Source organism: Siminovitchia sp. FSL W7-1587, assembly GCF_037963795.1.
Taxonomy (GTDB): domain Bacteria; phylum Bacillota; class Bacilli; order Bacillales; family Bacillaceae_C; genus Siminovitchia; species Siminovitchia thermophila.
In genome coordinates, this window is sequence record NZ_CP150169.1 from 2,372,755 (window position 1) to 2,389,373 (window position 16,619).

Annotated in this window: 17 protein-coding genes; 14 read left to right on the forward strand and 3 right to left on the reverse strand. The window is 41.7% G+C overall.

The genetic code is table 11. The features are described 5' to 3' along the window. Positions 1-129: 129 nt before the first annotated feature. Positions 130-1,266, reverse strand: a complete 1,137-nt coding sequence (gene dnaN / locus NST31_RS11175; RefSeq protein ID WP_077109408.1) for a DNA polymerase III subunit beta — start codon at positions 1,264-1,266, stop codon at positions 130-132. A 169-nt stretch (positions 1,267-1,435) separates the two neighbouring features. After that, positions 1,436-2,785, reverse strand: coding sequence for a chromosomal replication initiator protein DnaA (dnaA, locus tag NST31_RS11180; protein ID WP_077109414.1), 1,350 nt, complete (start codon positions 2,783-2,785; stop codon positions 1,436-1,438). 504 nt (positions 2,786-3,289) lie between these two features. Here dnaA and rpmH point away from each other — a divergent pair. The 11 genes from rpmH (at position 3,290) to NST31_RS11235 (ending at position 13,315) form a co-directional block, all read left to right on the forward strand. After that, the gene (gene rpmH, locus NST31_RS11185; protein WP_077109407.1) at positions 3,290-3,424 is read left to right on the forward strand and encodes a 50S ribosomal protein L34; all 135 of its coding nucleotides are present in this window, start codon (positions 3,290-3,292) and stop codon (positions 3,422-3,424) included. Between the two features lie 71 nt (positions 3,425-3,495). Continuing rightward, the gene (gene rnpA / locus NST31_RS11190; RefSeq protein ID WP_077109406.1) at positions 3,496-3,855 is read left to right on the forward strand and encodes a ribonuclease P protein component; all 360 of its coding nucleotides are present in this window, start codon (positions 3,496-3,498) and stop codon (positions 3,853-3,855) included. A gap of 85 nt (positions 3,856-3,940) precedes the next feature. Then, on the forward strand, positions 3,941-4,729 hold the full coding sequence (gene spoIIIJ, locus NST31_RS11195; RefSeq protein ID WP_077109405.1) for a YidC family membrane integrase SpoIIIJ: 789 nt from the start codon (positions 3,941-3,943) through the stop codon (positions 4,727-4,729). Continuing rightward, entirely contained in the window at positions 4,726-5,358 is a 633-nt protein-coding gene (jag, locus tag NST31_RS11200; RefSeq protein WP_077109404.1) for an RNA-binding cell elongation regulator Jag/EloR, read from the forward strand. Before spoIIIJ ends, jag begins: the two co-directional genes overlap by 4 nt. 432 nt (positions 5,359-5,790) lie before the next feature. Then, positions 5,791-7,176: a tRNA uridine-5-carboxymethylaminomethyl(34) synthesis GTPase MnmE gene (gene mnmE, locus NST31_RS11205; protein WP_205180041.1), complete on the forward strand. Its 1,386-nt coding sequence runs from the start codon at positions 5,791-5,793 to the stop codon at positions 7,174-7,176. A gap of 42 nt (positions 7,177-7,218) precedes the next feature. Further along, entirely contained in the window at positions 7,219-9,117 is a 1,899-nt protein-coding gene (gene mnmG, locus NST31_RS11210; protein WP_077109402.1) for a tRNA uridine-5-carboxymethylaminomethyl(34) synthesis enzyme MnmG, read from the forward strand. A gap of 14 nt (positions 9,118-9,131) precedes the next feature. After that, a complete protein-coding gene (rsmG, locus tag NST31_RS11215) occupies positions 9,132-9,848 on the forward strand; it encodes a 16S rRNA (guanine(527)-N(7))-methyltransferase RsmG (protein WP_205180043.1) in 717 nt (238 codons plus the stop codon). Positions 9,849-9,945: 97 nt separating this feature from the next. Beyond that, positions 9,946-10,809, forward strand: coding sequence for a nucleoid occlusion protein (gene noc, locus NST31_RS11220; protein ID WP_077109400.1), 864 nt, complete (start codon positions 9,946-9,948; stop codon positions 10,807-10,809). Between the two features lie 166 nt (positions 10,810-10,975). After that, complete coding sequence (locus tag NST31_RS11225; protein WP_077109399.1) at positions 10,976-11,737, forward strand: AAA family ATPase; 762 nt, start codon at positions 10,976-10,978, stop codon at positions 11,735-11,737. Continuing rightward, the gene (locus tag NST31_RS11230) at positions 11,730-12,578 is read left to right on the forward strand and encodes a ParB/RepB/Spo0J family partition protein (RefSeq protein ID WP_077109398.1); all 849 of its coding nucleotides are present in this window, start codon (positions 11,730-11,732) and stop codon (positions 12,576-12,578) included. The genes NST31_RS11225 and NST31_RS11230 overlap by 8 nt, the downstream gene beginning before the upstream one ends. 35 nt (positions 12,579-12,613) lie before the next feature. Next, a complete protein-coding gene (locus NST31_RS11235) occupies positions 12,614-13,315 on the forward strand; it encodes a DUF554 domain-containing protein (RefSeq protein WP_077109397.1) in 702 nt (233 codons plus the stop codon). A gap of 72 nt (positions 13,316-13,387) precedes the next feature. Here the strand turns inward: NST31_RS11235 and yyaC are convergent, their stop codons facing one another. After that, a complete protein-coding gene (gene yyaC, locus NST31_RS11240; RefSeq protein ID WP_077112048.1) occupies positions 13,388-13,984 on the reverse strand; it encodes a spore protease YyaC in 597 nt (198 codons plus the stop codon). 178 nt (positions 13,985-14,162) lie between these two features. Here yyaC and NST31_RS11245 point away from each other — a divergent pair, with 178 nt between their 5' ends. The 3 genes from NST31_RS11245 to ychF all read left to right on the forward strand — a co-directional run bounded on the left by NST31_RS11245 (position 14,163) and on the right by ychF (position 16,483). Next, the gene (locus tag NST31_RS11245; RefSeq protein ID WP_077112047.1) at positions 14,163-15,074 is read left to right on the forward strand and encodes a mechanosensitive ion channel family protein; all 912 of its coding nucleotides are present in this window, start codon (positions 14,163-14,165) and stop codon (positions 15,072-15,074) included. Positions 15,075-15,076: 2 nt separating this feature from the next. Next, positions 15,077-15,274, forward strand: coding sequence for a DUF951 domain-containing protein (locus tag NST31_RS11250; RefSeq protein ID WP_077112046.1), 198 nt, complete (start codon positions 15,077-15,079; stop codon positions 15,272-15,274). 108 nt (positions 15,275-15,382) lie between these two features. Then, positions 15,383-16,483, forward strand: coding sequence for a redox-regulated ATPase YchF (gene ychF, locus NST31_RS11255; RefSeq protein WP_077112045.1), 1,101 nt, complete (start codon positions 15,383-15,385; stop codon positions 16,481-16,483). Positions 16,484-16,619: the final 136 nt, after the last annotated feature.

The window sequence follows — 16,619 nt, forward strand, 5'->3', positions numbered from 1 at the left end:
AGATTTACGCTCATGACAAAGAATACGGGGGGCGCCGCCAACGATGTTAAAATCATTAAACGAAAAAAGAGCAGACAACGATCATTCCTTGGATGGATATAAAAAACCTGCCTCAAGGGGCAGGCTGTCTTACGCAGTACGAACAGGCAAAATAAGTTGCAAAATGGTCGGATCTTCTACAGATTTAATAATAAAAGGCCTCATGGCGCCCGTAAAGCTGACGGTAATTTCATTGCCTTCCACAGCGCGGAGGGCTTCCATCATGTATTTCGCACTGAACGAAATATTTAAAGCTTCACCCTCAAGTGAATGAATGGGAATTTGCTCCGATACATGGCCGATTTCGGGTGTATTGGAAGAGATTTCAATCATGTTTCCCTCAAGTGATGTAAGTTTGACCACATTGTTTCTTTCTTCCCGGGCCAACAACGAAGCCCTGTCAATGGCGTCATTAAACAATTTGCCTTCAAGAACAATATTTGTCTTATATTCCGCTGGAATGAGTCGAGATGTATCAGGATAATTTCCTTCCAACCGGCGTGAATAAAAGTGAATATTTTTGGTTTTAAAAAGGACCTGGTTATCGGTAATAAAAATATTGACCGGTTGGTCATTATCATCCAGGATCTTGCTAAGCTCAGTAAGGCTTTTGCCAGGGATAACCGTTTGATAACTTTCGTTTTCCGGTAAATCGACTGGTGATGTCTTCATGGCCAGTCTGTGGCTGTCGGTGGCAACGCAGGTAAGTGACCCATTTTCAATGTGCCAGTTTACACCTGTCAAGATCGGGCGTATTTCTGAGGTGGACACTGCGAACACTGTTTGTCTGATTAATGTTTTCAAAAGATTGCCCGGCATGGAAAATACAGTTTCATCCGATACTTGGGGAAGAAGGGGGTACTCCTTATGGTCAAGCCCGTTTAGATAGAACTCTGCTTTTCCGGAACGGATGAGTACTTGCCTCGAATCTTCCACCTTCATTTCTACTGTATCCTTTGGTAGTTTTCTGACGATATCTCCGAAAAAACGCGCATTCAGGACAATGCCACCGGGTTGAACCATATCAATCAATTTATCGCCATTTTCTTCAACAGGTATATAAGATTCGATGGAAATGTCGGAATCACTTCCAGTAAAAGTAATGCCATCTTCTGTGGCGACGATTTTAATTCCCGTCAAGATAGGAATGGTTGTTCTTGAAGAAACAGCCCTCATGACATGATTGACACTGTCCGCGAGCCGATTCCGCTGAATGGTAAATTGCATTTTTATTCCCTCACTTCAGCTTTATATATATTATTTTTTAATAAAAAAATCGTAGTAATAGTAGTAGGCGTTGTGGATATGTGGATAAATATGTGAATGATTGGAAATCTCGCCTTATTCACATGTGTACAAGTTGTGCATGTCCATGTTCCGGTTATGCACATAATCCTCAATGTGAACTTTTAAGAGAATCCTTGATGTTTTGAATAATAGACTGTAAATCGGCGTCTGTTTCCAATAGCTTTGATATTTTATCATAAGCGTGAATGACCGTGGTATGATCACGGCCGCCAAATTCTTCGCCAATTTTCGGGAGGGAGAGATCCGTAAGCTCCCTTGCCAGGTACATGGCAATTTGTCTTGGAAAAGCGATTGATTTCGTTCTTTTCTTCGCTTTAAAATCTTCAAGTTTCACATTAAATTCGGCTCCAACCACTTTCTGGATATCGAGAACAGTAATGACTTTTGGTTTGGAGCTGGGAATAATATCCTTTAATGCTTCAGCAGTCAAATCCGCATTAATGTCCTTATTAATAAGGGATGAGTAAGCGACAACGCGTATTAACGCACCCTCCAGTTCCCTAATGTTCGTATCGATTTGATTGGCTATGTACAGCATAGCTTCATTCGGTATGTCCAACCCGTCCGCTTTTGCCTTTTTTCTTAAAATGGCGATTCTTGTTTCCAGATCAGGAGGCGTAATATCTGTGATCAACCCCCATTCAAAGCGGGATCTCAAGCGGTCTTCCAATGTCGGAATTTCTTTTGGCGGCCTGTCGCTCGAAATGATAATTTGTTTGCTTTCTTCGTGGAGCGTGTTAAATGTATGGAAAAATTCTTCCTGAGTTTGTTCTTTTCCGGCCAAAAATTGAATATCATCTATTAAAAGCACATCTACATTTCGATATTTATTTCTAAAATCATCGGCTTTATTGTCTCGGATCGAATTAATAAATTCATTTGTAAATTTTTCGGATGACAGGTAGACAACCTTTGCCGTTGGATTGTGCTCTAATACATAATGACCGATGGCATGTAACAAATGTGTTTTTCCAAGCCCGACCCCACCGTAAATAAAGAGCGGGTTATAAGCTTTGGCCGGAGCTTCGGCAACAGCGAGGGATGCTGCATGGGCAAAACGGTTCCCGGCGCCAATAACGAAGGTATCGAACGTGTATTTGGAATTCAGCATATTTTGGTAGTTTTCTTTCCTATGAATTTCTTGTACTGGATGTGGAGCAGCCGGTGTTTTGCTTGCTTCCTCTTCATTTTCAGGGGGAATGATAAATTTTACCTCCAAATTTTCTCCAATAATTTCATATAAAAGTTTAGAAATTAAATCCGCATAGCGTCCCTCTAACCAATCCCTGGCAAATTCATTGGGAGCTGCGACTACTAAAGTTTCACCTTGCAAACGATAGGCTTCAGTAAATTTAAGCCATGTATCAAAACTGGGCTTGCTAATTTTTTGTTCAATATTCTTCAGGACCTGGTCCCAAAGATCGGCCAAGTTTTCCAACATTTACCCCCCTTTATTTTAGTAGATCCCGACTTATTGGTTCCTTTCCAAGAAAAGAAATTGTGGAAAAGTATATAATAGTAGAAAACGGGTATTTCGACAATATCCACTTCTTGTGGACAAAGATATGCAATGGAGGTTTATAAACAATCCACATTCTATCCACAATCTGTGGATAATGATGAGGATTGAGATAGGGCATCCACAAGTAAAACACTATTATCATATCAAATTAAGCATGGTCCTGCAATGAGTGCCAAAGATTATCCACAATGCTAAAAAACGGTAAAAAATAATTATTAACAGCCCTTGGTTTGTGAAAAACTTGTCGATAAATATTGTGAATAAGAAATAATGAACTCACAATTCATCAACAGGCTCGTGTTGGATTAAAATGGATGGAAAAAATGAAGGGGAAGGTTGACAATCTTTCTATGACATCTTTATAATTAGTAAGACTGTCTTAAACGAGAATGATCCAACCCTCGAGGAGGTGTTACTATAATGAAAAGAACATTCCAGCCAAATAGACGTAAAAGAAGTAAAGTTCATGGTTTCCGTGTGCGCATGAGCACGAAAACGGGCCGAAGAATTTTGGCTGCTCGCCGTCGTAAAGGAAGAAAAGTTTTATCCGCGTAGACCACTGAAACGTCTCAGTGGTCTTTTTTCTAATAGATGAGAGAACGGGGCTCAGCTTTTGAGGTGGATGAATGAAGAAAACATTCAGAATTAAAAAAAATACGGAGTTTCAGGCTGTTTTTAGAAAAGGGGCGTCGGTTGCCAATCGGCAATTCGTCGTCTACATACTAGAAAAGAAAGATCAGGGGCATTTTCGGATCGGATTATCCGTCAGTAAAAAAATCGGAAATGCGGTGACGAGAAATCGAATCAAACGATATATCAGGCAATTTTTCCAAGAGAATCAAACACGTGTGAGTCCCATGAAAGATTATGTTATCATCGCCAGGAAACCGGCGGCCGAGATGGATTATCATTCCATTAAAAAGAGTTTGGAACATGTGCTCCTGCTGGGAAAAAGCATACGAAAAGAATCAAATGATAATAAATGAACAGAAGCGGAGAAAAGTGTTAAAATAACGGATAGAGCTGTTATCATCGATACGTTATTCTGATACACAGGGAGGATATAAAGTTTTGAAGAAGAAAATATTTTTATTGTCAGCATTGCTGTTTCTCGTCATCACCGCAGCAGGCTGTTCGACGATTGAAAACCCTGTGCCGATTACATCCGAGAGCACTGGTTTTTGGAGCAAGTATATCGTTTATCCTTTATCATGGCTGATAACGACCACAGCTGAAATGTTCGGCAACAGTTACGGTTTGGGGATAGTGATTGTCACGATTCTCATTCGGTTAGCGATATTGCCGCTGATGATCAAACAAACCAAAAGTTCAAAAGCAATGCAAGCACTTCAGCCGGAAATGCAAAAATTAAGGGAAAAATACAGCTCAAAAGATGCAAAAACCCAGCAACAGCTTCAGCAGGAAATGATGCAGCTGTTTCAAAAACATGGTGTGAATCCGCTGGCAGGCTGTTTTCCGTTGCTGATCCAAATGCCAATTTTAATCGGGTTTTATCAAGCGATTATTCGTACGGAAGAAATTGCTACCCACACATTTTTATGGTTTGATCTCGGAAAGCCGGATCCTTTGTTTTTACTTCCGATTATTGCGGGACTGACTACTTTCCTGCAGCAAAAAATGATGATGGCCGGAATGGAAGGCCAAAATCCGCAAATGCAAATGATGCTGTACATCATGCCAGTAATGATTTTGATTTTTGCAATCAATTTCCCGGCGGCACTTTCCTTATACTGGGTAGTCGGAAATATTTTTATGATCGTCCAAACGTATTTTATAAAACCGCCTGTCGTTCAAAAATCGACGACGAATGAGGGAAAGGTGAGGGGAGCTAAAAAGTGAAACAAGTCACTGCCAACGGACAAACCGTGGAAGAAGCAGTACAATCAGCTTTGGCTCAACTGAATGCAACAAAAGATCAAGTGGAAATTCAAATTGTCGATGAAGGAAAAAAGGGGCTATTCGGGCTCTTTGGTTCTCGTCCGGCTGTCGTTAAAGTAACGTTGAAGCCGGGCGCCATTGAATCCGTCGTGGATTTTTTGCAAAATGTCCTTCGGAATATGGGCATTGAAGCAAACATTGAAACGGTTCAAGAAGATGATCGCAACGTATTTGTCAACATCACTGGTGAAAAAATGGGGCTTTTAATCGGGAAAAGAGGACAAACCGTCAATTCTTTGCAATATTTGACACAACTTGTTGCCAATCGCCATTCAGGGCATTATATAAGAGTCATTTTAAATCCGGAAAATTACCGGGAAAGGCGAAAAGAAACGTTGGCCCGCCTGGCGGAACGCCTTGCGCAAAAAGCAGTTCATGAAGGCGAGCCGATAAAGCTGGAACCAATGCCAAATTACGAGCGAAAGATTATACATACTGTGCTGGCGGATCACCGTGGTGTACAAACCGTGTCAAAAGGGGAAGAACCCAACAGATACGTTGTGATTCAACCAAACACTTCTCAAAGCTGAGAGGTGTTTTTTTTCTGTGTAAGGATACCATTTAGCTCTCAAAAGTGTTGTATCCCTTCCTTATCTATAAAAAAATTTCCATATAAATGAAAAGAGCCAATACTCTCATTCATTGCAGCTAAACAAAAGCCAACCATCTTGGAAAAAGATCAGTTGGAAGCATCAAGGGAAACCAGTTAGAAAAACAAGTTTTGCTTAAAAGGAAGAAAAGGGAGTGTGGTTGAAGCATATTAAAAATGTCGTCTGAACGTTTTGTTACATTCAGGGAAATTTTCAAAGCCAGGAACCTGTCTTACGCCATTGTTATTCACATGTGGATAAGATAAAATAAAGAATGCAGCTTATTCCAATTGTGGATGATTGGCGATAAAAAAGTTATGCACATTGTGCATTGATATATGAATTTTTTTATAAGAAAAGAGGTGAAAAATAATGGATTTCGATACGATTGCCGCGATATCGACCCCGCTCGGCGAAGGAGGAATCGCGATTGTCAGAATCAGTGGCGATGAAGCGGTTCAGATTGCGGATCAAATATTCCGGGGGGCAGGGGGAAAGCAGTTAAAAGATGTGGCAACCCATACAATTCATTATGGATTGCTTGTCAACCCAAAAACGGGTGCGAAGGAAGAAGAAGTGATGGTGACCGTCATGAGGGCGCCACGGACGTATACACGTGAGGACGTGGTGGAAATCAATTGCCATGGCGGGCTCGTCTCGGTAAATCGTGTTCTTCAACTCGTTTTAAATAATGGGGCACGACTTGCAGAACCTGGGGAATTTACGAAAAGGGCATTCTTGAACGGACGTATTGATCTGTCGCAAGCAGAAGCGGTAATCGATCTGATACGGGCAAAGACGGACAAAGCAATGAATATCGCTTTGGAGCAAATGGGCGGCCGTCTCTCAAAATTGATCGCCAAATTGCGTCAGGAGATATTGGAGACACTTGCCCATGTCGAGGTAAACATCGATTATCCGGAATATGATGATGTAGAAGAAATGACGCATCGCCTTTTAGAGGAAAAAGCCATCTATATTCGTGACCAAATAAAAAAATTACTAAATACCGCCGAACAAGGTAAAATATTACGTGAAGGTTTGGCGACTGCCATCATCGGACGGCCAAACGTCGGAAAATCATCCCTCCTAAACAGCCTCGTTCAGGAAAACAAGGCGATTGTGACTGATATACCTGGCACCACGAGGGATGTTATTGAAGAATATGTAAATGTAAGAGGCGTTCCTTTGCGTTTAATTGATACGGCGGGGATCAGAGAAACGGAAGATATTGTTGAACAGATCGGTGTGGAGCGGTCCCGCAAAGTATTAAAGGAAGCGGATTTGATTTTACTCGTACTCAATTCCGCCGAGGAATTTACTTCTGAAGATGAGCAACTTTTTAAAGCCGTTGAAGGAATGGACGTTATTGTTATCGTGAACAAAACGGACTTGCCAAGAAAAATAGATTTGGAAAAAGTAAGGGACATGGCTTCATCACATACCGTTGTGACGACTTCTTTATTGGAAGAAGAAGGGATCGATGATTTGGAACAGGCGATTGCCGATATGTTTTTCCGCGGTGAACTGGAAACGGGTGATTTGACATATGTATCGAACAGCCGTCATATCGCATTATTACATCAGGCGCTTGATGCGATTGAAGATGTCATTACAGGTATTGAAATGGGGACTCCAATCGACATCGTACAGATCGACATGACCAGAACATGGGAATTGCTCGGAGAAATTATTGGTGATACTGTACAGGAAAGTTTGATTGATCAGTTATTTAGTCAATTTTGTCTCGGAAAATAAACAACAGGCGTTAATAGAATAAGTGATAAAGGAGCGTGTAACATGAAGCAATTTGAGGCAGGCCAATATGACGTGGTTGTAGTCGGAGCGGGCCATGCCGGATGCGAAGCTGGACTGGCGGCCGCCAGAATGGGAGCCAAAGTGCTCATGATTACAATTAATCTGGACATGGTTGCTTTTATGCCGTGCAATCCATCTATAGGCGGTCCGGCAAAAGGGGTCGTCGTTCGGGAAATTGATGCCCTTGGCGGAGAAATGGGTAAAAATATTGATAAAACAGCCATCCAAATGAGGATGCTCAATACCGGTAAGGGTCCGGCTGTTCAGGCACTGCGCGCCCAGGCGGATAAATTCCAATACCAGCATGAAATGAAAAATACGCTGGAGAATGAACCGAATATTACGCTTCACCAGGGCATGGTGGAACGATTGATCGTTGAAGATGATATATGTCGCGGAGTTGTGACGATGACGGGAGCGGTCTATCGCGCCAAAGCGGTCGTCATTACAACGGGAACTTTCTTGCGCGGAGAAATCATTCTGGGCGAGTTAAAATATTCAAGTGGACCAAACAATCAACAACCGTCCATCAAACTGTCGGAACATCTGCAAGAGCTTGGTTTTGAAATAGAAAGATTTAAAACAGGCACTCCGCCACGCGTGAATAGCCAAACAATTGATTACAGCAAAACGGAAATTCAGCCTGGTGATGAAGAACCAAGGGCATTCAGTTATGAAACGATCAAAAAAGTGACAGACCAATTGCCTTGCTGGCTGACGTATACGAATGAACGCACTCATCGTTTGATTGATGAGAATTTGCACCGTTCTCCGATGTTTTCCGGTATGATTAAGGGGACGGGCGCGCGCTATTGTCCATCAATAGAAGATAAGGTTGTTCGTTTTAGTGATAAGCCGCGCCACCAGATTTTTCTCGAACCTGAAGGGCGCCATACAAATGAAGTATATGTCCAGGGACTTTCAACAAGCTTGCCGGAAGAAGTCCAGCATGAACTGATCAAAACGGTTCCCGCTTTAGAACAGGCGCGAATGATGCGTCCGGGATATGCAATCGAATATGATGCGATCGTTCCAACCCAGTTGTGGCCGACTTTGGAAACAAAAAAAGTGAAAAATTTATATACGGCAGGCCAAATTAACGGAACATCCGGTTATGAAGAGGCGGCGGCCCAAGGGCTTATGGCGGGCATTAACGCCGCATGTAATATTTTTGGTAAAGATGAAGTGATTTTAAGCCGCTCCGATGCCTATATCGGCGTATTGATTGATGACCTTGTTACCAAAGGAACAAATGAACCATACCGGCTTTTAACGTCACGTGCTGAATACCGGCTGCTATTGCGCCAGGACAACGCCGACCTTCGCTTGACCGATATAGGATACGAACTGGGACTCATATCTGAAGAACGATACGAGCGGTATAAGCGGAAAAAAGCTGATATTGAATCCGAAATAAAAAGACTGCAAAAAACTATCTTAAAACCAAATGAAAAAACGCAGGCTATGATTAGAGGAGCGGGCGGCAGCGAGCTGAAAGACGGCATTCGTGCATCCGATTTATTAAAGCGTCCCGAAATGAAATATTCCCATATCATCCAGTTGGCGCCCGGTGAAAAAGAACTGCCGCAAGACGTGATTGAACAAGTTGAAATTCAAATTAAATACGAAGGTTATATCGAAAAATCTTTACAGCAAGTTGAAAAGCTGAAAAAACTTGAAAACAAAAAAATTCCCGAAGACATTGATTATGATGCCATCCAGGGCATTGCGACCGAGGCGCGCCAAAAGCTAAACAAAGTCCGTCCGCTTTCCATTGCCCAAGCTTCCCGGATCTCCGGCGTAAATCCAGCGGATATTTCTATTTTGCTAGTGTATATTGAACACGGAAAAATAGCCCGTGTTGCAGGGGATGGCGCTTAAGAAAGGATTTATCAATGAATAGAGAGCAATTTACAAACGAATTAAAGAAAATGGGTATTGAACTAGACGAGCGTCAGCTCAACCAATTTGAACGGTATTACGAACTGTTGGTGGAATGGAATGAAAAAATGAATTTAACGGCGATCACCGATCATGAGGAAGTGTATTTAAAACACTTTTATGACTCGGTGAGCGCTGCGTTTTTCGTTGATTTTACAGGTTCCCTGTCGCTCTGCGATGTCGGGGCGGGAGCTGGATTTCCGAGTATCCCGCTTAAAATTTGCTTTCCGCAACTAAATATAACGATAGTCGATTCATTAAAAAAGCGGATTACTTTTTTACATGAACTTGCCAAAGAACTGAAACTAGAGAAAGTATTTTTTTATCACGACCGTGCGGAAACATTTGCTCAACATAAAGACTTCCGTGAACGATTTGATATCGTTACCGCGAGAGCAGTAGCAAAAATGTCTGTTTTAACGGAATTATGTCTGCCGCTTGTAAAAAAAGAAGGCATATTTGTGGCAATGAAGGCGGCAAACGCCGAAGAAGAATTAAAGGCGGCCGAAAAAGCGATCAAGCTGCTTGGTGGAAAAGAGCAAGCTGTCCACGATTTTACATTGCCAATAGAAGAAAGCGAAAGAAACATCATTATCATAAAAAAAGTTAAAAAGACTCCAAATAAATATCCGCGGAAACCTGGTACTCCCAATAAACTGCCGCTTGAATAAATATAGTCGGCAAAGGAGCAGTTGTTCGGCAGGGATTTGATTATTGGGATAGAATGTATTTAAAAAAGGGAGTTATTATTTCAAGGTGGTGTGAAGGATGAAACATCCTTTCTCGCGTTTTTTTGGATTGGGCGATAAAGAACTGCCGACAGAAAGAGAGACGGCGGAAGAGAGGGATGAGGTGAAACAAATAACAGTTTCAGACATCATTCCGAATCGTTTTCAACCAAGAACCATATTTGACGAAACAAAAATAGAAGAGTTGGCCCGGACCATTCATACGCATGGGATCATTCAGCCAATCGTCGTCAGGGAAGCAGAAAACAGCCAATATGAAATTATTGCCGGAGAACGAAGGTTCAGGGCAGTCAAGATGCTTGGCTGGGAAAAGATCCCCGCCATCATTAAAAATTTAAGTGACACGGAAACTGCCTCCGTTGCATTAATTGAGAATTTGCAGCGAGAAGAACTGACCCCAATAGAAGAAGCAATAGCTTATGGAAAGCTGCTGGAACTTCATAATTTAACGCAGGAAGCATTGGCGCAAAGATTAGGAAAAGGGCAGTCAACCGTTGCCAATAAACTTCGTTTGCTCAAACTTCCAGAACAAGTTCAAGAAGCTTTATTGAAAAAACAAATTACAGAACGTCACGCCCGGGCGTTAATACCGATAAAAGATCCCGAAAAACAAGTTGAATTGATGAATTTGATCGTTGAAAAAAACTTAAATGTAAAGCAAACGGAAGAACAAGTCGTAAGAATGCTTTCCACCGACAAGCAACAGCCTAAAAGAACGCCGAAAAAAAGAGCAATCAGCAAAGATATGCGGATTGCTGTCAATACGATCCGCCAATCACTTTCTATGGTGGCTGACAGTGGAATCAAACTAGATTCAACGGAAGAAGAGCATGAAGAATACTATCAAATTACGATTAAAATTCCTAAAAAGAAAGATTCATAGAAAATGACGAGCATGAGAAGCTTGAAAAACAAACAAGTTTCTCATTTTTTTACGGATAACTGGAATAAGTAAGAAATTTTTTATTTAAGCGTAATCCTCATAGAATATTTGTTAAAATAAATTAGGTGAGATAATTTACAGGAGGAAGTTAAGGTAGGTGACATAGTTGGGAAAGATCATTTCCATAGCCAACCAAAAAGGAGGAGTCGGAAAAACGACGACTTCTGTTAATTTAGGGGCTTGTTTGGCCTTTATTGGAAAAAAAGTATTGATTGTTGATATTGATCCTCAAGGAAATGCGACAAGCGGCGCAGGAATTGATAAAGGTGAAGTCAACGAATGCATATACGATGTACTTGTAGATGATTTGGCGATTGAAAAGGTGATTAAAGATACAGCGGTAGAAAATTTATATGTGGTTCCAGCGACGATTCAATTGGCAGGGGCAGAAATTGAGCTTGTTCCGACCATTTCGAGAGAAGTTCGCTTAAAGCGCGCGATGGACCAAATCAAGGATGACTTTGACTATATATTAATTGATTGTCCTCCTTCCCTTGGTTTGTTGACCATTAATGCATTGACGGCATCCGATTCCGTCTTAATCCCGGTCCAGTGTGAATACTATGCTCTTGAAGGATTAAGCCAGTTGTTGAACACCGTCCGTCTTGTACAGAAGCATTTAAACCACCATTTAATGATAGAAGGTGTCCTGTTGACAATGCTTGACGCAAGAACCAACCTGGGGCTACAAGTCATTCAAGAAGTAAAAAAATATTTTCAAAACAAGGTATATCAAACCATCATTCCGCGGAACATCCGGTTGAGTGAAGCTCCCAGCCATGGTGAACCGATTATTATTTATGATCCTAAATCCAGGGGAGCGGAAGTATATTTAGATCTCGCAAAGGAAGTGGCTGAAGTTGGCTAAAGGTCTTGGAAAAGGCATTAATGCTTTGTTTGCGAATATGGAAGTAGGAACCGAGGAAGCGGTTCGAGAAATAAGTCTAAGGGAAATTAAACCAAACCCATACCAGCCGCGAAAACTATTTTCCCCTGAAGCGATTGATGAATTAAAAGAATCCATTAAACAGCATGGTATTTTACAGCCTATCATCCTTCGCAAAATCGGAAAGGGCTATGAAATCGTAGCTGGTGAACGGCGCTTTCGTGCTGCAAAGGCCGCCAGATTGGCAACCATTCCTGCCGTCATTAGGGAATTTAATGATGAGCAGATGATGGAACTCGCCGTATTGGAAAATTTACAGCGGGAAGACTTAACACCCATTGAAGAGGCAAGAGCCTATCAAACGTTAATGACCAATTTGAATGTAACACAAGAAGAATTGGCCAAACGGCTTGGAAAAAGCCGCCCGCATATTGCCAACCATGTCAGACTTCTTGCCCTTCCTGCCGATATTCAGAAATATATTACGGAAGGCAAGCTTTCGATGGGGCACGGACGGACATTGCTTGGTTTAAAGCGGAAAGAGCAAATGAAATTAATGGCGGAAAAAACAATCAAAGAGGGACTGAACGTCCGCCAACTTGAAAAACTGATCCAAAACATAAACGAAAATGTTCCACGTGAAACAAAGAAAACACCACCTAAAAAAGATGTGTTTATCAGGGAACAGGAACATCGTTTACGGGAAAAGTTTGGAACAACCGTAACGATTAAGCAAACCAAAAACAAAGGAAAAATTGAAATAGAGTTTTTATCTCCGGAAGATTTAGAGCGCATTTTGGAGTTAATCAATTTACAAGATTAATATGGATGAGACATGGGAAAAAGTCAGGTGAGTACATGGTATTGCTGGGAACGATTGTAAATGGTATTTGCATTATCATCGGTACATTACTCGGAAGAATTTTGCGGTTCATTCCTGAAAAAATGAAAGAAACAGTTATGTACGGTATTGGACTATCCGTTATAGTACTGGGACTGCAAATGGGTTTTAAAAGTGAAAACTTCTTGATCGTCATCATTAGCATCGTGTTTGGCACTGTCCTCGGCGAATGGTGGTCGCTTCATGATCAATTAAATGCCTTGGGACGTTGGCTGGAAAAGCGCTTGGGTTCAAAAGAAGAGGGAACGGTCGCTCAAGGCTTTGTAACAGCAACCCTCATCTTTTTAATCGGCGCGATGGCGATTATCGGGGCGCTCGACAGCGGGATACGAAACGATCATGACGTCCTCTTTACTAAAGCGGTTATCGACGGTTTTACCGCCTTTATTTTATCTACGACACTCGGCATTGGGGTCATTTTTTCCGCTATTCCAGTTGTCGTTTATGAGGGAGTGATCGCGCTATTCGCAACCCAAATCAATCGAATCGTTCCTCAGCCATTAATGGATCATTTTATTTTGGAAATGACGGCAGTTGGTGGCATCATGATTTTTGCTATCGGGCTCAATTTAGTCGGCATAACAAAAATACGGGTTGCGAATTTACTTCCAAGCATTCTTGTCGTGGCCATGATCGTTACAATATTGCATTTTTTTTAGTAAAATATTTAATAAAAATCTAGCTGGGAATTGTGCCACGGTCAAACACTGTGGTTTTTTTATTTTTTCATGTTACTTTGCCGATCTTTTATCAGTCATATGAAAACGCATGCGTTGAAACATACTTTTCTGAAAACAAATGCGGTCCGCTTCCAAAATACCGGCGGAAATTTGCTTGGCCAGTTTCATGACAAGACTTAAGCGGGTGTTTTGCAGGACGACAAATTCCATATGGCCTGCCACATTGACGATTCCCGTAATGGATGCGTGGCCGACTTCGGGCAATTTTTTATGTACCCCGGCCCCCGGCTTGACGGGTCCTGCGTTCACTTTAATGTCGCCGATGCTCGCGATACGTCCGAGACAAGCATCAATTCCGATCATAAAGGGATTCCTGTAATGTGCTTTTATATATTTTAAAATGTTTTCGAGGTTCATGGCATGTACTGGATCATCCAGAGTCCCGAACACATGAAATACATTCAACCCATTTTCTTGTAAAAATGAACCGATTAAAGGCCCTAATGAATCCCCGGTGGAGCGGTCTGTACCGATGCAAACAACAACGATTGGCCGATCAACAGAGCGGGGAAACAGCCCTAATATCGTTTCACATATTTTATGTGAGGCCATTGGATCTTCATAATGTACAATCAGTTCATTTCCCATAAATGATTCCCCTTTCCTGTTCGCTCAGCCAACACGAATGAACCTTGTGATAACCAGTATACGAAGAAGCTGTCTTTTCTATACATGGATAAATTGCCGGCTCCTTTCATGTGTGGAAATGGAAGAAGGTTATTGATAAAATAGGAACCAAATCCAAGGCAAGCCAGGTGAAGACATATTGGAAGAAAAACTCGATCAAGTTGAAAAGCAAACAAACAAGTTCGTAGAAAAGTTTACCGATTTGGATTTATGGATTGATGTCGGCTTTGTGGCATTAAAAATTCTCATGATTTTAGTGCTATCCTTTATTGTGGTAAAAGTCGGAAGGGCAGCAATCCAAAACATTTTTAAAAGAAGAGCGAGAGTGCCTCTTCAGTTTTCAGAACGCAGGGAAGCAACGCTAGTGAAGTTGTTGCAAAACATATTAACTTATACCGTTTATTTTGTGGCGATCGTCACCATATTATCGTCATTGACAGTCGATGTAACGGGCCTTTTGGCTGGTGCGGGGATACTGGGGCTAGCTGTCGGATTTGGCGCCCAAAACCTTGTAAAGGATGTAATTGGCGGTTTTTTCATCATCTTTGAAGACCAATTTTCCGTCGGAGACTACGTAAGAATTGGCCAATTTGAAGGAACCGTTGATGAAATAGGGCTCCGCACTACGAAAATACTGAATTGGACAGGCGAACTATACATTATTCCAAACGGCAATATAACGGAAGTAACAAACTTTTCCCTCCACAACAGTGTCGCCATTGTTGATATCTTTCTCGGATATGACGCGGATTTAAAGAAAGTGGAAGCCCTGATCGAAAGCGTATTGGAAAAGATGCCGGAAAAATACGAGGAGATTGTCAGTCCGCCAAGTATTCTCGGCATTCAACAGTTTGGTGCTTCAGAAGTCATTTTAAGAGTAACGGCCGAAACATTACCGTTACAAAACTGGTACATTGCCCGTGAGATCAGGAAGGCGATCAAACTGGAACTGGATGAACACAAAGTAGATGCTCCGTATCAACGGATTGTCATGTTTTCAGGCACTGATCGTCAAGAGCCATCTCAATTAGGTGAAACAGAAGGGGGATAAAAATGGAGCAAAAAGAATTTGATCTTCATGACGTTGTAGAAATGAAAAAACCGCATCCATGTGGAACAAATCGTTGGCGCATCATTCGTATGGGGATGGATATTAGAATGAAATGTGAAGGCTGCGGCCATAGCGTCATGCTGCCCCGCAGGGAATTTACACGCAAATTGAAAAAAATCTTGGAAAAGCATGAAGGCTAATTCATGCTTTTTCTTATGGTTTACAGGGTTGTCTTTTATAGAAGGACTCTCTATAATTATGAATGGATTGGGGAGAGATTTTCCCTAGAGTAGAGGAGTGACCGATATATGGCTCTAACAGCAGGAATTGTTGGCTTGCCAAATGTGGGCAAATCAACTTTATTTAATGCGATTACAAAAGCCGGGGCAGAAGCTGCCAACTATCCGTTTTGTACGATTGATCCTAATGTGGGGATCGTCGAAGTGCCGGACCCACGCTTGGAAAAATTGACAGAGCTTGTCAAACCGAAAAAAACGGTGCCGACTGCTTTTGAATTTACGGATATTGCGGGGATTGTCAAAGGTGCCAGTAAGGGTGAGGGTCTTGGGAATCAATTTCTTTCCCACATTCGCCAGGTGGATGCCATTTGCCATGTTGTCCGCTGTTTTGCGGATGGAGACATTACCCATGTTTCCGGAAAAGTGGATCCAATTGATGACATCGAAACCATTAATTTGGAATTAATATTGGCCGACTTGGAATCAGTGGATAAACGTATTGGCCGTGTCGAAAAAATGGCCAAACAAAAAGACAAAGAAGCGATGGTTGAATTTGAAGTGCTTAGCAAATTAAAGGAAGCTTTTGAAGCGGATAAACCAGCCAGAGCCCTTGATTTTACGGAAGATCAGGCAAAAGTTGTAAAGCAATTCCACTTATTGACAAGTAAACCGGTATTATATGTAGCAAACGTCGGGGAAGAAGACGTTGCCAATCCTTCTGATAATGAATATGTACGAAAAGTCATGGATTATGCAGAAAATGACAATGCCGAAGTCATTGTCATTAGCGCAAAAATTGAAGAAGAAATAGCGGTTCTGGATGATGAAGAAAAAGCAATGTTCCTCGAAGAGCTTGGCATTAAAGAATCCGGCCTTGACCAGTTGATCCGAGCCGCATATGATCTGCTTGGTTTGGCAACATACTTTACGGCCGGGGAAAAAGAAGTACGTGCTTGGACTTTTAAAAAAGGAATGAAAGCTCCACAATGCGCCGGTATTATCCATACAGACTTTGAAAAAGGATTCATCCGTGCGGAAACAGTTTCTTACGAAGACTTGCTTGCTGCCGGTTCCATGACAGCTGCCCGGGAAGCCGGAAAAGTCCGTTTGGAAGGAAAAGAATATCTCGTTCAGGATGGAGATGTCATTCATTTCCGATTCAACGTCTAACGACTCTGCGAACAGTGCCCTATTTTTATATTTTTTTACACAAATAAACCGAACAATTATAAATGAATTGTTCGGTTTTTGGCTATTTCGTATTTGCTTATGTTCCAGGTTTTTTCGATTAGAAGGCGCGTAAATA

Coding starts and splice junctions, on each gene's coding strand:
- NST31_RS11235 (WP_077109397.1), top strand. CDS start 12,614: ATGGTATTGCTGGGAACGATTGTAAATGGTATTTGCATTATCATCGGT.
- noc (WP_077109400.1), top strand. CDS start 9,946: ATGAAACATCCTTTCTCGCGTTTTTTTGGATTGGGCGATAAAGAACTG.
- mnmG (WP_077109402.1), top strand. CDS start 7,219: ATGAAGCAATTTGAGGCAGGCCAATATGACGTGGTTGTAGTCGGAGCG.
- yyaC (WP_077112048.1), bottom strand. CDS start 13,984: ATGGGAAATGAACTGATTGTACATTATGAAGATCCAATGGCCTCACAT.
- rnpA (WP_077109406.1), top strand. CDS start 3,496: ATGAAGAAAACATTCAGAATTAAAAAAAATACGGAGTTTCAGGCTGTT.
- rpmH (WP_077109407.1), top strand. CDS start 3,290: ATGAAAAGAACATTCCAGCCAAATAGACGTAAAAGAAGTAAAGTTCAT.
- ychF (WP_077112045.1), top strand. CDS start 15,383: ATGGCTCTAACAGCAGGAATTGTTGGCTTGCCAAATGTGGGCAAATCA.
- rsmG (WP_205180043.1), top strand. CDS start 9,132: ATGAATAGAGAGCAATTTACAAACGAATTAAAGAAAATGGGTATTGAA.
- mnmE (WP_205180041.1), top strand. CDS start 5,791: ATGGATTTCGATACGATTGCCGCGATATCGACCCCGCTCGGCGAAGGA.
- NST31_RS11250 (WP_077112046.1), top strand. CDS start 15,077: ATGGAGCAAAAAGAATTTGATCTTCATGACGTTGTAGAAATGAAAAAA.
- dnaN (WP_077109408.1), bottom strand. CDS start 1,266: ATGCAATTTACCATTCAGCGGAATCGGCTCGCGGACAGTGTCAATCAT.